General features: G+C 47.1%; 11 protein-coding genes. 4 read left to right on the top strand and 7 right to left on the bottom strand.

Annotation, left to right across the window (positions count from 1 at the left end; all coding sequences use genetic code 11):
- Nucleotides 1–21 precede the first annotated feature (21 nt).
- The 4 genes from J2W69_RS11610 to J2W69_RS11595 form a co-directional block, all read right to left on the bottom strand.
- Entirely contained in the window at nucleotides 22–681 is a 660-nt protein-coding gene (locus J2W69_RS11610; RefSeq protein ID WP_310278465.1) for a 3'-5' exonuclease, read from the bottom strand.
- Nucleotides 682–2,502, bottom strand: a complete 1,821-nt coding sequence (locus J2W69_RS11605; protein WP_310278462.1) for a putative nucleotidyltransferase substrate binding domain-containing protein — start codon at nucleotides 2,500–2,502, stop codon at nucleotides 682–684. It lies immediately after the preceding gene.
- Nucleotides 2,503–2,574: 72 nt separating this feature from the next.
- Entirely contained in the window at nucleotides 2,575–4,290 is a 1,716-nt protein-coding gene (locus tag J2W69_RS11600) for a sodium:solute symporter family protein (RefSeq protein WP_310278857.1), read from the bottom strand.
- 10 nt (nucleotides 4,291–4,300) lie between these two features.
- A complete protein-coding gene (locus tag J2W69_RS11595; RefSeq protein WP_310278459.1) occupies nucleotides 4,301–4,567 on the bottom strand; it encodes a DUF4212 domain-containing protein in 267 nt (88 codons plus the stop codon).
- Nucleotides 4,568–4,751: 184 nt separating this feature from the next.
- Between J2W69_RS11595 and J2W69_RS11590 the strand changes: the two genes are divergently transcribed.
- Nucleotides 4,752–8,288 (top strand): hybrid sensor histidine kinase/response regulator, encoded by a 3,537-nt coding sequence (locus J2W69_RS11590; protein WP_310278456.1) that lies wholly within the window; start codon nucleotides 4,752–4,754, stop codon nucleotides 8,286–8,288.
- 75 nt (nucleotides 8,289–8,363) lie between these two features.
- The gene (locus J2W69_RS11585; protein WP_310278453.1) at nucleotides 8,364–9,428 is read left to right on the top strand and encodes an AI-2E family transporter; all 1,065 of its coding nucleotides are present in this window, start codon (nucleotides 8,364–8,366) and stop codon (nucleotides 9,426–9,428) included.
- A 48-nt stretch (nucleotides 9,429–9,476) separates the two neighbouring features.
- Here J2W69_RS11585 and J2W69_RS11580 read toward each other — a convergent pair whose 3' ends face one another.
- Nucleotides 9,477–10,148 carry a response regulator transcription factor gene (locus J2W69_RS11580; RefSeq protein ID WP_008898755.1) on the bottom strand — a complete coding sequence of 224 codons (672 nt, stop codon included), beginning with the start codon at nucleotides 10,146–10,148 and terminating at the stop codon, nucleotides 9,477–9,479.
- A 98-nt stretch (nucleotides 10,149–10,246) separates the two neighbouring features.
- Nucleotides 10,247–12,196 carry an acetate--CoA ligase gene (acs, locus tag J2W69_RS11575; protein WP_310278448.1) on the bottom strand — a complete coding sequence of 650 codons (1,950 nt, stop codon included), beginning with the start codon at nucleotides 12,194–12,196 and terminating at the stop codon, nucleotides 10,247–10,249.
- A 261-nt stretch (nucleotides 12,197–12,457) separates the two neighbouring features.
- Here acs and J2W69_RS11570 point away from each other — a divergent pair, with 261 nt between their 5' ends.
- Together J2W69_RS11570 and J2W69_RS11565 are read left to right on the top strand one after the other, a co-directional pair.
- Nucleotides 12,458–13,618 carry a DcaP family trimeric outer membrane transporter gene (locus tag J2W69_RS11570; protein ID WP_310278444.1) on the top strand — a complete coding sequence of 387 codons (1,161 nt, stop codon included), beginning with the start codon at nucleotides 12,458–12,460 and terminating at the stop codon, nucleotides 13,616–13,618.
- Between the two features lie 109 nt (nucleotides 13,619–13,727).
- On the top strand, nucleotides 13,728–14,012 hold the full coding sequence (locus J2W69_RS11565; RefSeq protein ID WP_310278442.1) for a DUF6482 family protein: 285 nt from the start codon (nucleotides 13,728–13,730) through the stop codon (nucleotides 14,010–14,012).
- A 94-nt stretch (nucleotides 14,013–14,106) separates the two neighbouring features.
- Here J2W69_RS11565 and J2W69_RS11560 read toward each other — a convergent pair.
- The coding region (locus J2W69_RS11560; RefSeq protein WP_310278438.1) for a hypothetical protein at nucleotides 14,107–14,425 on the bottom strand (319 nt) is incomplete at its 5' end.

Here is a 14,425-nt window from a genome sequence, read left to right as displayed (position 1 = left end):
CTTTTGCTACTTCCCTACGTGTTAACGGCTTTGTTGAAAAAGTTCCGCCAGGGTACAGGAAGCTCCTCTGGTTTTTAGCTGCGCCAGCAATAATTGGGCACAGCCAAAGGCATCGGATAAGGCGTGATGTTCTGTCACTTCAGGCAAATGATAGCGGGCCAGACAGGCTGGCAAACTCAATGAGTTTTGTGCGACAGGCCCACCTTTGAGCTGCATTTTATACAGCTCCAGCTTTAAGGTGTCGACTGCTTTAAAAGCAGGAGCGCGACCAAAGCTGTTCTGGCAGCTGTGCTTTAAAAAATTCAGCTCTAAAGCGCTGTGGTGAGACACCAGTATTGCGCCTTTGAGTTCCTGTAACAGCAAGCTTAATAACTCCTCCAGCTCTATTCCTTGCTGCACCTGATTGTTGTGAAGACCATGTATCACTGCACTTTGCCCTACTGACGTCGGGCTTTTCACCAGTTGATACACAGCCGAATTTAACTGAATTCTGCAGTCTGAAATTTTGACCCAGCCTGCGCTGACGATATGATGTTTTTTTGCGTCCAGGCCTGTGGTTTCAAAATCCAGCACCAGATAACTGGCTTTACTGGCCAGGCATTGTTTATCTATACTGTGCCCGTTTTCATAATCCAGAACCCGCTGATGCACAGCGACTGGTTTTCTCAGCCAGTTCAACATTTAAATTTCCCGGCAAAAACGTTGTCTGAGTACTTGCTGCTCGTCAATGATCACAGCAAAAGCGTCTTTTAATTGATGGCGCTGCAGCAAATTTAATTGAGATGGGTCCAGTAAATTAGATAAATGCCGGCCGCGTTTCAGATCCTCCGCCTGCAATTGCCAGCGTAAATGCGCCAATACATCAAAAGCACCCTGTAAATTTTGGTGCTGGCGCTGAGTCAGTACCGCCTGTTGCTGCAATAAAGCTAAGCGTTCTCTGGTATTGACTGCATGGATGCCTGCAGACAAGGCATACACCCGAACCAAATCGGTGATCAGGCTGATACCGCGTTTTTTTAAATCCAGACCTTTACGTTGTCTGCCATCCTGCTCCAATAAAAAGTGTTTAAAAAAGCCCAGAGGAGGCTGGCGCTCCGTCGCATTTTTCGCCAGATGATATAAAAACAGTTCGTTATTTTTACAGCGCGCTAATACGTCTTGCTGCAGCACATTAAACAAGGCTTTACTGCCATAAATAAGCCGCATATCAAAAAAGATACTGCTGCTTAACAGCGCCTGTGGTGCAGGGGTATTGAGCCATTTGGCAAAACGATTCGACCAGCCTTTGAGACTTAATCGTAATTCTGGATTGGACGCCATAATATGGCCATCACAAAGCGCCTGACCTGAAGAAGCCAGGCCGTTGCAGACTATATCTGCAAGAGCTGAAAAGTAGTCGGCTACAGCGCCGCTGGGCTCTTTTTCCAGCAGCAGCGCATTGTCCTGATCGGCGCTGGGCAACATATCCCGTCTGGCCTGAGAGCCAAAGCCTAACCAACTATAAACACAAGGGGCTGGGCCAAGTTGTTGTTCTGCAATCTGCAACCAGCTTTGTGCTAAGGCATCCATAATGCTGGTTAGCACACTGCTGACTTCATAGGAAGGGATCTGCTGCTCTGCCAGTTGCATGGCCAATTGCTGCACCTGAGGAGTAATGGCATTCAGACCTTCAGCCTGATGCTGACGATGAATATGGCTGATCAGATAAACAGGGTGTTCCTGCTGACTGCGAATTAAATCTGTGGTGGTTAACACCCCTATGGCTTTACCATCCTGTTCCACTGGTAAATGGTGAATATTGTATTGACTCATTTGCTGAATGGCTTCAAAGGCAAAACGGTCTGTTTCGATACTTTGTGGTGTTTTGGTCATGACCTCGCTGACAGTGGTAGAGGCAGGTAAACTTTTGGCCACTACTCTGCTACGTAAGTCGCGGTCGGTCAGAATACCTACCAGCTGTTCGTCCTGCTCAATTAACAGGCAGGACACCCGTTGCTCTGTCATCAGAAGCGCGGCTTGTTGCACTGTATTGCTGCTGGCAATTGACACCTTACGTCGGGTCACTAAGTCTGCAACTTTTAGTGTGGAGGTGCTTTGTTGTTTATTGCTTTGGTACAAATGCAAACGGCGGCTAAATAGGCGCTGGAAAAACAAATCAAAGTTTTTGTATTGATGGCGTAATTTATCAAAACTCTCCTGAGGCAAAAAATACACCAGTCCGTCTTCTTCACAAAGGATAGTGTCGGGGTCGGCGAGGCCTGTCAGCAGTAATTGGTAGCCATAAAAATCGCCACTTTGTAAATGAGTCAGACGTTGTTGTTCGGTGTTTAATGCGAATAAGCCGGAGCGGATCAGAAGCAACTGAGGTTCTGGCAGCAAGTGCTCGCCTGAGGCAAGGTACACCACACTCAGATCCCTGCAGACGCTCTCCAGCACATGAGGGGCTAAATCGTCAAAAGGGGGAGTTTGCTTTAGAAAAGACACTACTTCCTGAACCTGCATACAACCTTCCTGCTTTGTCAAAAAACAAGGCGTGTTGCCACGCCTTGTCAGGGTCTGTTTTTTTCCAGGTTTTTAGTGAGACTGAGCTTCACCTGCACCTTTGGGAAAACGGATTTTCTCAACAATATCCTGCACATCCTGCGGTACTTCTTTGGTGAATTTGCTGACAGCATAGGCCACCACAAAGTTCACCAACATACCCACTGCACCTATGCCTTCCGGAGAGATACCAAACAGCCAGTTTTCAGGTTTGTTTTCAGCAAATGGGGTGATGAAAATACCCTTGAAGTACAGGATATAACCCACAGTGAAAATGATACCTGCCAACATACCAGCGATAGCACCTTCCTTATTCATTTTCTTGTAGAAAATACCAAGAATAATAGCAGGGAAGAAACTCGCCGCAGCTAAGCCGAAGGCAAAAGCCACCACCTCCGCGACAAAACCTGGCGGGTTAATACCCAGGTAACCAGCAATCACTATAGCGACAGCTGCTGCGCCCCGGGCTGCTAACAGTTCTTGCTTGTCGGTGATATTGGGCATCAGATTTCGTTTCAGTAAATCGTGCGAAATCGATGTTGAGATCACCAGTAATAAACCTGCTGCTGTGGATAAAGCTGCAGCTATACCACCAGCGGCGACCAGCGCAATCACCCAATCAGGTAACTGAGCAATTTCCGGGTTTGCCAACACCATGATGTCACGGTCAATCGTCATTTCGTTGCGCTCATCACCTGAGTAGAACATACGACCATCACCGTTTTTATCTTCGTGTTTAATCAGACCGGTTTTTTCCCAGTTTTTGATCCAGGTTGGAGCTTCTGCTATTAACGTACCCTGAGCATCAGGACCATTGATGGTATCAATCATGTTGTAGCGGGCAAATGCACCTATAGCTGGAGCAGTTGTGTACAAAATACTGATAAAAATCAAGGCCCAGCCAGCAGATATACGGGCATCTTTTACCCGTGGTACTGTGAAGAAACGCACAATAACGTGAGGTAAACCTGCAGTACCAACCATTAAGGCTGCGGTAATAGCAAAGATATCTGCTGTGGATTTAGTCCCTTCGGTGTAAGCTGCAAAACCCAGCTCAGCCGATAGCCCATCCAGTCGTTCCAGCAAATGCATGCCTGAGCCGTCCAGCAAAGTTGCACCTAAACCTGTTTGTGGTAATACATGACCTGTGATCATGATAGAGATGAAGACTGCCGGCACCATGTAAGCAAAAATCAGTACACAATACTGAGCAACCTGAGTGTAAGTAATACCTTTCATACCCCCTAATACAGCGTAGAAAAATACCACGGCCATACCGATGATCACACCTGTCGTAATATCAACTTCAAGGAAGCGGGAGAACACCACACCTACACCACGCATCTGACCTGCCACATAAGTGAAGGAGATTAAGATGGCGCAAATTACAGCCACTGTACGAGCTGTCTGAGAGTAATAACGATCACCTATAAAGTCAGGTACTGTAAATTTACCAAACTTACGCAGGTAGGGGGCTAAGCATAAAGCCAGCAGTACATAACCACCTGTCCAGCCCATCAGGTAGACAGAGCCGTCGTAGCCCATGAAAGAAATTAAACCGGCCATAGAGATAAATGACGCGGCAGACATCCAGTCAGCAGCAGTTGCCATACCGTTAGCTAAAGGCGATACACCGCCACCAGCTACGTAGAACTCCTGTGTTGAACCGGCGCGAGCCCAGATGGCGATGCCAATATAGATGGCAAAAGTCACCCCGACCACTAAATAAGTTAAAGTCTGTAAGTCCATCATCTACCCCTTAGTCTTCGTGAACATCGTATTTACGATCAAGTGCATTCATCTTGATGACGTAAATAAAGATCAGCAGAACGAAGGTGTAGAGAGAGCCTTGTTGCGCGAACCAGAATCCGAGCTTAAAGCCAAAAAACTGCACCATATTCAGTTGGTCTACAAATAAAATTCCGGCTGCGAAGGATACTGTAAACCAGACCGCCAGCAGTTTGAGCATCAGCGAGACGTTCTCCCGCCAATAGGCTTTGGCTAATTCATTGCTTTGAAATGCCATCGTTGTCTTCCTCTTGTTGTTTGTTTTTTGTGGTTGTTATAGAAATTCTGTTGACTAGCATGCTTAATCTAGCAGTAGGTGTGGGAAGCGATAGCCCGACTTTAGTCGAACCTCAGACGCCAGATCATTGACTTTCTGCAGCTTTATGCCAAAAGTAACCTCAGAAATCAGAGGGGAGTGCGCTTTGTCAGCCTGGATAGTCGCCTTATTGGCCTTGTTGTATGTAGGTTTGCTGTTTTTTATCGCCAACTGGGGCGAACGCCATGCCGGCGATCAACTACTACGAAAGTATGGTGGGCTGCTGTATAGCCTGGCTTTGGCTGTGTATTGCACCTCCTGGACCTACTATGGCGCTGTAGGTACAGCTGTGACTCAGGGCTGGGACTATATTCCGATTTATCTCGGACCTATACTGGTGTTTCTGTTTGCTCAACCGTTTTTATTTAAGCTGTTGTATGTGGCGAAAAAACAAAACGTGGCCTCTATTACTGACTTTATCAGTGCCCGTTATGGTAAACGTAAGAACATTGCTTTAGTCACTGCCTTGTTATGTCTGGTGGTGGTGATCCCCTATATTGCCTTGCAATTAAAAGCCGTCGCCAGTTCCTATCAGGTGCTGCTGGGGCATGATTTATCTGATCAGTCCTTACCCTGGTGGCAGGACACAGCCTGGTTTAGTGCTATGGCTATGACTGTCTTTGCGATTTTGTTTGGCACCCGCAAAGTGCAACTGACGGAGCAAAACCGTGGTGTGATGGTGGCTATAGCCTTCGAGTCTGTGGTGAAGTTGTTTGCTCTGCTTTGTCTGGCATTCATGGCCTATTGGTTGCTATTGCCTGATCAGGTCGGAGTCCGCCAGTTTGTTGATCATGCCAGCCACCTGCAAAACAGCACACAACATAACAGCTGGTTCTCTTTTGCGATTAAAACATTACTGGCGATGACGGCTATCTTTTTACTTCCCCGTCAGTTTCATGTCGCTTTTGTTGAAAATGTCGATCACCGGCATTTACGCCATGCCAAACGCTGGTACAGCAGCTATTTGTTGTTAGTCACACTGGTGGTTATCCCTATTGCGTTAGCAGGTATGCATTTATTTCCGGGACAGGAGCATCTGGCTGATAGTTTTGTGTTGTTGATCCCGGAAAAATCCGGTTGGCATACCTTAAGTGTACTGGTGTTTATCGGCGGTTTTTCCGCAGCAACTTCAATGATTATTATCTCTACACTGGCATTGAGTACCATGATCAGTAATGACGTGGTGATGCCCGCCATTTTACGTCGTCCTGGCCATGGCCAGCGTATTAAAGACTACAGCGGTCTGATTTTGTTGGTGCGCCGCACCATGATTATTGTGGTGATGGTCCTGGCGTACGGGTACTACGCTTTATTTGCCCGTAATTATGAACTGGCTGAAACAGGGTTATTGGCTTTTGCCCTGGCTATTCAGTTAGCTCCAGCCGTCGTGGGTGGTTTGTATTGGCGTCATGGCAATGCCTTTGGTGTTTATGCCGGTGTGGCTGTTGGTTTTGCTTTGTGGTTTTTCTGCCTGATGGTGCCACAGCTGGCTGCTGTAGGGGTACTTGAACAGACGGTGTTGCAACAGGGTTTATTTGGTATTGAGGCTTTAAAACCAACCTCTTTGTTTGGTATGCAACTGGACACCTTAAGCCATGGTGTGATTTGGTCCTTAGGATTAAATCTGAGCTGTTATTTGTCGTTCTCCCTACTGGTCAAAGTGAATTTAAAAGACCGCCTGCAGGCCGCGGCCTTTGTGAAACCTACCTTGCCACTGGAACACAAAGAAACACCAGTCAGACGAGCACGGGTTCGCAGAACAGATATCACTATGCTGCTGGAACGTTTTATCGGTGCTCAACGATGCAGTGAAGCTATGGCAGAGTTTCAGCGTCGTTTTCCGGACCTTGACCTGACAGACAGTATTGCAGGGCCTGAACTTATTGCTTTTGTTGAGCGGGAGCTGGCAGGGGTTATAGGTGCTGCTTCAGCGCTGGCTGTGGTGAGCGCTGCTACAGAAGGCAGGCAACTGGAGCTGGAAGATGTTGTTACTCTGTTTGACGATACCACTCAGGCGATTCAGTTCTCCCGCAAAATTTTGTTCTCAACCCTGGAGCATTTAAGCCAGGGGGTCAGTGTGGTAGACCGGGATTTGAAACTGGTGGCCTGGAACAAAGCCTATCTGCAAATGTTTGACTACCCGGATGGCATGATCCGTATTGGTCGTCCAGTGGCGGATATAGTGCGCTTTAATGCCGAGCGGGGACTTTTTGGCGAAGGTGCACCCGAAGAGCATGTGGCGAAACGTATTGCTCATATGCAAAATGGCACTTCTCATGTGTTTCAGCGGGTCAGGCCTGATGGCTCTGTGATAGAAATGCGCGGCAATCCTATACCTGGTGGAGGATTTGTGACCAGCTTTACCGACATTACCGAACATGTGCGTGCTGTGCAGCAACTGGCTGAGGCTAAACAACATCTGGAGCAAAGGGTACAGGAACGGACTCAGCGTATCAGTGAAATGAATCAGGAGCTGGTGGAAGAGGTTACACGCCGCAGTGCCACTGAGTTGCAGTTATTGCAGGCGAAGGCCGAGGCAGAAGCGGCCAATGTCTCAAAAACCCGCTTTCTGGCTTTAGCCAGCCACGATATTTTACAGCCGCTCAATGCTGCCCGGCTTTTTACTGCGGCTTTGCAGGGGCAGAGTGCAGAAACAAGCCAGCAAAAAATTATTCATCAGTTAGATAATTCGCTGAAAGCCACTGAAGAGCTCATTGCAACCTTGCTGGATATAGCCCGGCTGGATGATGGCCGATTGCAGCCTAAAACCCAGGTGGTGGCGTTGAACAGCATTTTACAACCGCTGGCAGATGAATTCAGCTGGCTGGCTGATCAGAAACAACTGAAACTTCGCTCTCATTTTGGCGAATGGCAAGTGCAAAGTGATGCGACATATCTGCGACGTATTCTGCAGAACATTTTAAGTAACGCGATTAAATACACGCCATCTGGCCAGGTTCTGGTGTCTTGTCGTAAAAGAGGGGCGCTGCTGTTGCTGCAAATATGGGATACAGGCCCTGGTGTGGCAGAACATGAACTCAAACGTATTTTTGATGATTTTTACAGGGTTGACAGCACGGCCAGAGGGCAGCAGGGTGTAGGCCTTGGTCTTGCCGTAGTGCAACGAATGACAAAATTATTAGGCCACAAACTGGACGTTCGGTCTGTGGTGGGTAAAGGCACTGTCTTTAGTTTGTATTTGCCTCTGGCATCTGATCAGGCAATAGCAGCAGACCAGACTGTGGCAGAGACTCAAAGCTCTGTATTACCGCAATGGCAGGTGTTTTGTGTGGACGATGACAGTTCGAATCTGGCGGCACTGCGGGTATTACTGGAGCAGTGGCAGCTTGGGGAGGTGAAGAGTTATGTCCGTGCAGAGCAGTTGCTAGAGCAAGCTCCTGCCTTAACTAAACCAGACTTATTGATTCTGGACTTTCAGTTGGGGCAGGGACTAAACGGTCTGGAACTGTATCAACAGCTGCAGCAGTACTGGGGCAAAGTGCCCGGCATTTTAGTTTCAGCAGCGCCCGAGCCTGACTTAGCCTTGCGGGCTAAAGCGGCGGGTTTATTATTTTTAGCCAAACCTATTAAACCTGCGGCACTGCGGGCTGGTATTAATCATTTAAAAAATCAACGTTCGTAATACAGTTTCTAGGTGCTTTGCTGTCTTTGTGATTAAATGCGGCAAAGAGAATAAAATACAGCAATGGAGCGCTTTATGCTGGCTAAGTTAGAAGAACGGGTTTTTTTAGTGATGTTGGTCATTGTGACCCTGGTTTTTGGTTTGGTGTTGGAACCATTTTGGGGCAGTATTTTTTGGGCTTGTGCCATGACGGTCATTTTTTATCCGGTTCACATCAAAATTTTACATCTGATTGGCAACAAACCTAACAGGGCCGCTCTGTTAACGCTGCTGCTTTGCATGCTGGTTGTGATCCTGCCTGTGCTGGCTATTGGTGCCGCCTTTATTCAGGAAGGCGTGGCTTTTTACGGCAAAATTGAAAAAGGAGAAATTAATCCGGACGGATTTATCGAAGCTATACGTCAGGCTTTTCCGGTCGTCACCGAGTTTTTGGGGCGTTTTGGTATTCAAACCGATGGTTTGCGTGAAAAAATGTCATCCGGCGCAGTAGAGGCCAGTCGCTTGTTGGCAAAAGAGGCATTGGCGATCGGACAAAATACCTTTGGTTTTATCCTGAGTTTATGTCTGATGTTGTACCTGAGCTTTTTCTTACTGCGTGAAGGTCCTCGTTTAGTCGAGTTATTGGTTAAAGCTCTGCCTTTAGGTGATGAGCGCGAACGCATACTTTTTGCTAAGTTTGCTGAAGTGACCCGTGCCACAGTCAAAGGCAACCTGGTGGTAGCTATAGTACAGGGCGCTTTGGGTGGCTTCATTTTCTGGTTATTAGGTTTGCCTGCACCTATTTTGTGGGGCGTGGTGATGGCATTTTTGTCATTGTTACCAGCAGTCGGGGCTGCATTGGTTTGGTTGCCGGTTTCTTTGTATTGGTATGCCACTGGCGACTGGGTAATTGCTACTATTCTGGTTGCCTATGGGGCTTTAGTCATAGGTCTGGCCGACAATATACTGCGACCTATTCTGGTTGGACGCGATACGAAATTACCTGACTATTTAGTGCTGTTTTCCACTTTAGGCGGTATTACCCTGATGGGTATCAATGGCTTTGTGTTAGGGCCTATGGTGGCAGCGCTATTTTTAGTATTCTGGCAAATTTTTATCGATGAGTTTCAATTGCCGCACCAAAACAACGAGCCTGAATAATCAGGCCTGTTATGTTTTCTTTCTATTGAACTCTGTGTCGCTCAAAAACTATTGAGCGACCAACGTCTTGTCAGCAGGCGCTTCCAGTTGCAGACGCTGGGCCTGGATCACCACCTGAGTTCTGTTGGTGACGCCAAGTTTACGGAATATAGCGGTGATATGGGCTTTTACTGTCGCTTCAGAAATATGTAGATCATAAGCAATCTGTTTGTTCAGCCAGCCTTCGGTTAAATAAAACAATACTTTATATTGTTGAGGGGTGAGTTCCGCTACCTTAGCGGCCAGATCTAAATCGGGCTGATGTTGTTGCTGGTTCATCACCTGACTACGAATGGCAGGTGGAACCCACAGCTCTCCGTCAATCACCGCACTTAAGGCCTTGCCAATTTCTGCAGGATGGGACGATTTTGGAATAAAGGCTGAAGCACCAAAAGCCATCACACGTTTAATCACATCCACATCGTCACTGGCTGAAATGACGACTATAGGCAAGGTTGGGTATTGTTTACGAAGTTGGATCAGCCCCAAAAAACCACAGTTACCAGGCATATGTAAATCCAGCAGTAACAAGTCGGCATCAGGATGCTGTTGCAGGGCTTCGCAGGTGGCCTCAAAGCTATCAGTTTCTATAGTAGCTTTGGTCACAAAGGTATTACTGATCGCATGGATCAGTGCATTTCGAAACAACGGATGGTCATCTGCGACAATTAACTTTGCCATATAAAACTCCTAACCCAGCCTGTGCTAAAAAGCATAGGCTGGGTTCAGCTAAAGTGTTGTTGCTATTAATTAAACATTAGCAACTTATTGTCAACAGATTAGCGGTTTAATCTGTTTTGGATCAAATGTTCCACCACTGACGGATCGGCTAAAGTAGAGATATCGCCTAACTGATCGTATTCGTTGGCAGCAATTTTACGCAGAATCCGGCGCATAATTTTACCAGAACGGGTTTTCGGCAAGCTGGGAGTCCATTGAATAATATCTGGTGCTGCAATAGGGGAGATCTCACGACGTACCCAATCGCGTACTGCTTTGGTGAGCTCATCACTGGGTTCTACCCCAACACGAGGGGCGACAAAAACATAAATACCCTGACCTTTGATGTCATGTGGATAACCAACGACAGCGGCTTCAGCTATTGCATCATGAGCAACCAGACAACTTTCTATTTCAGCTGTGCCTAAACGGTGGCCTGAAATATTCAGTACGTCATCGACACGGCCAGTCAGCCAGTAATAACCGTCTTCGTCACGTTTAGCGCCATCGCCGGTAAAGTACATACCTTTATAGGTGCTGAAGTACGTCTGTTCAAAACGTTCATGATCACCAAACACAGTGCGCATTTGACCAGGCCAACTGTCCAGGATCACCAGGTTACCTTCAGCCACACCTTCAACTAATTCACCTTCGTTGGTCACAATGGCAGGTTTGACACCAAAAAATGGTCGTGTCGCAGAACCAGGTTTTAAATCTGTGGCTCCTGGCAGAGGGGTAATTAAAATGCCGCCCGTTTCGGTTTGCCACCAGGTGTCGACAATAGGGCAGTTACCTTTGCCGTAACTGGCGTGATACCAGCTCCAGGCTTCCGGATTAATAGGTTCACCCACACTGCCTAATATAGAAAGTGAAGATAAATCAGCTCCGTCCACAGCCACACTGCCGTGCGCCATTAAAGCGCGAATAGCGGTTGGTGCCGTATAAAGGATGTTCACTTTGTATTTATCAACCACCTGAGCAATACGTTTCACGCTAGGGTAAGTGGGTACGCCTTCAAATAAAACACTGGTCGCGCCATTGGCCAGAGGGCCATAGACTATATAAGTGTGTCCTGTGACCCAGCCAATATCAGCGGCACACCAATAAATATCACCTTCTTTATAGTCGAACACATATTGATGTGTCATCGAAGCCCAGACCATATAACCACCTGTAGTGTGCAGAACACCTTTAGGTTTGCCGGTTGAGCCTGAGGTATAAAGGATAAACAGTGGATCTTCAGCGTTCATGACTTCAGGTTCACAGTGCTTCGGCTCTTTTGCCAGAATTTCGTGATACCACAAGTCGCGGCCCTGATGGAAATCGATATTTTCACCAACATGCTTGACGACTATCACATGCTTAGCCGGGTTAGCGTCGCCTAAATGTGCTAACGCCTGATCGGTGTTGTCTTTTAAATAAGTTAAACGGCTGCCACGAGCGGCCTGATCGGACGTGATGACTAATTTTGAATCACAGTCCTGAATACGACTACCTAAAGCGTCAGGTGAAAATCCTGCAAAAACGACAGAGTGAATAGCACCAATTCGGGCGCAAGCCAACAACGAGGCCACTGCAGCCGGGATCATCGGCAAGTAAATAGTAACCCGATCGCCTTTGCCCACACCTAAAGTGCGCATTGCATTGGCCAACTGACAAACTTCGTCGTATAGCTCCTGATAAGTCACGGCTTTTTGCACGCCGGGTTCGTCCCCTTCCCAATAATAAGCAACCTGATTGGCTTTTTCTGGCAGATGACGATCCAGACAGTTGTAGCTTGCATTCAGGCTGCCATCGCTAAACCAGTTCACATGCACATTGCCTAAATCAAAGCTGGTCTCTTTTACCTTGGTAAAAGGAGTAAACCAACTGATCCGTTTGCCATGTGTAGCCCAAAATTGGTCTGGTTGATTCACCGACTCTTCGTACATCGCCAGATACTGCTCATTAGTCACCAAAGTCTTTGCTTTGGTGTGATCTGGTACCGGATAAAGCTGGGCGTGACTCATTTTAATATTCCCCTGTCTTGTAGGCTCGGTGGCTTAGTCCAATAGCGACAACCACCTGTTATGGCTGTGCTTGTTCTACCTTTTTTAAGTTGCTAACAACATTAGACCTTAGTCTAGCCAAGTCAACCTCAGACGTCTGTGATGCAACTGAATAAAAAACAATCTGCGACTAAAGGCTAATTGTCGCTTTGGCAAAAGCAAACCAAAGTTGAACGGTGGTACAGACAATAACAACATTTTAACTTGGACCAGGAGAAAACAATGCTGACGAAAAAACCTCTTGCCAGCTTAGTGGCATTATCTTTCAGCGCACTTAGTAGTCAGGCCTTTGCAGCGGTGACCTTTGGGGATACTGAGCTGACCTATGGCGGTTACATTAAATTAGATACGATGTGGACAGACACATCAGATGGACAAATTCCTACAGGTGTAGGACGTGATTTCTACGTGCCAGGTGTTACTCCTGTAGGTGGTACAGGAGAATCTGCGACCTTCGACGCCCATGCCCGCCAGTCCCGTTTCTTCTTAAAAACAGCAACAACCCTTGATAACGGTAAGAAGATTAACGGCACCCTCGAGTTCGATATGATGTCGACTTACCCTATTGGCGATGAACGGATCAGTAATGGTTATGCTCCTGAACTTCGACATGCGTTCTTAACTTATGACAACTGGCTGATGGGCCAAACCTGGTCCACCTTTATGGACCTTGCTTCCTTACCTGACAGTCTGGATTTTATCGGTAATACAGATGGTGTGATCTTTGCCCGCCAGGCTCAGGTGCGTTACACCAACGGCGGCTGGCAGGTTGCTTTGGAAAACCCTGAAACAACTGTGACACCAAACGGCGGTGGCGCCCGTATAGTGACGGACGATAACTCAGTGCCAGACGTAGTCGTTAAATACCACCATGCAGCGAATTGGGGTTCTGTTGCGCTGGCTGTGATGGCTCGCCAGCTGTCTATTGAATCTGCTGGTCTGGATGACAGCACCAATGGTTATGCAGTGTCTTTGTCAGGCAAATACAATATCTCAGCCACGGACGATATTCGTTTCACTATTAATAGTGGCGAAGGTCTGGGCCGTTATATAGGGTTAAACACCAGCAACGATGCAGTACTTGATGCCGCAGGCAAACTCGATGCGATTAAAGTCACTGGTTATGCGTTGGCTTATAAACATGCCTGGGCCGATAAATGGCGTTCAAGCCTGATCTATTCAGCTCAGCACATTGATAATGACGCACAGTTAACTGGTTTAGCTGTAACAGACAATACCAGCAGTTATGCAGTCAACCTTATTTATCAGGCAGCCAGTAAGCTGATGTTTGGCGTCGAGCTGCGTCACGCTACCCGCGAAATCCTGTCAGGAGACGAAGGTGATTTAAATCGCGTGCAGTTCAGTGCTAAATACGACTTCTGATTGCCTCTTCACAGAAAGGACGACTTTAGTCGTCCTTTCTACTTCTAAATAAATCCAGACTGAATCCTGCCTCGTAGAGTAATAAACTTACTTGAATGAGGATTGTATTATGCACAGACTGGAACACCTTAACCGCCAGGATGTGGTGATTAACGAGTTGGTGATCTATTCAGTTGAAATGGGCATCTATTTGGCTCAGGTAGACTATGATGACAGAGTAGCCTTTCTGGTAGACGCAGAGAACAGACCTCAACGTTTTTTGAGTGTGGAGCAGGTGAAGCAATCTTTGGCAGATGCAACGATCAAAAAAGCATGGTTACAACATCAATCTGCGTACGATGAAATGATTGGTGGCCCAGAAAAAGTCGATAATAGTCTGCGTATCCCTGTTTAGGAGAAGAAAAAGTCTCTTTTTTGGCCGTTTTGCTTTTTTTCTGAGCGAACGATCTCGAATATCATCAAATTGTCATTTTAGGGGTTGTGCAGGATTAAAAACTCCCTATAATGCGCGCCATGCCAACGGGGTAGTGCGAAAGCAGCTCTGGGGTGGTTTTGAAATGAAGTGAAAAATGATGGAAAACATCGCTTGACACGGAGTTGAAAATCACTAAAATGGCCGCCTCGAAGCGCGACCGAGTCGAAAGGCTCAAAAGTGAAGCGAAGTAGTTTAAGTGGTGTGTTTGATAAATAAATTCAAAACGCTGGCTTGACCCAAATTCTGGGAAGTGTAAGATACGCCTCCCGCTGAACGTCCCTGACGCATCAGCACTGCTCTTTAACAATAAGCAATCAATCATCTGTGTGGGC

Source organism: Rheinheimera soli (assembly GCF_031457405.1).
Lineage (GTDB): Bacteria > Pseudomonadota > Gammaproteobacteria > Enterobacterales > Alteromonadaceae > Pararheinheimera > Pararheinheimera soli_A.
Note: the sequence above shows the minus strand (reverse complement) of the source record. Positions and strands in the feature narration are given on the sequence as shown.

Excerpts from the sequence above, each read along its gene's own strand:
- J2W69_RS11595 (WP_310278459.1), bottom strand. The coding sequence starts at position 4,567 with ATGGCATTTCAAAGCAATGAATTAGCCAAAGCCTATTGGCGGGAGAAC.
- J2W69_RS11570 (WP_310278444.1), top strand. The coding sequence starts at position 12,458 with ATGCTGACGAAAAAACCTCTTGCCAGCTTAGTGGCATTATCTTTCAGC.
- acs (WP_310278448.1), bottom strand. The coding sequence starts at position 12,196 with ATGAGTCACGCCCAGCTTTATCCGGTACCAGATCACACCAAAGCAAAG.
- J2W69_RS11610 (WP_310278465.1), bottom strand. The coding sequence starts at position 681 with ATGTTGAACTGGCTGAGAAAACCAGTCGCTGTGCATCAGCGGGTTCTG.
- J2W69_RS11580 (WP_008898755.1), bottom strand. The coding sequence starts at position 10,148 with ATGGCAAAGTTAATTGTCGCAGATGACCATCCGTTGTTTCGAAATGCA.
- J2W69_RS11600 (WP_310278857.1), bottom strand. The coding sequence starts at position 4,290 with ATGGACTTACAGACTTTAACTTATTTAGTGGTCGGGGTGACTTTTGCC.
- J2W69_RS11585 (WP_310278453.1), top strand. The coding sequence starts at position 8,364 with ATGCTGGCTAAGTTAGAAGAACGGGTTTTTTTAGTGATGTTGGTCATT.
- J2W69_RS11605 (WP_310278462.1), bottom strand. The coding sequence starts at position 2,502 with ATGCAGGTTCAGGAAGTAGTGTCTTTTCTAAAGCAAACTCCCCCTTTT.
- J2W69_RS11565 (WP_310278442.1), top strand. The coding sequence starts at position 13,728 with ATGCACAGACTGGAACACCTTAACCGCCAGGATGTGGTGATTAACGAG.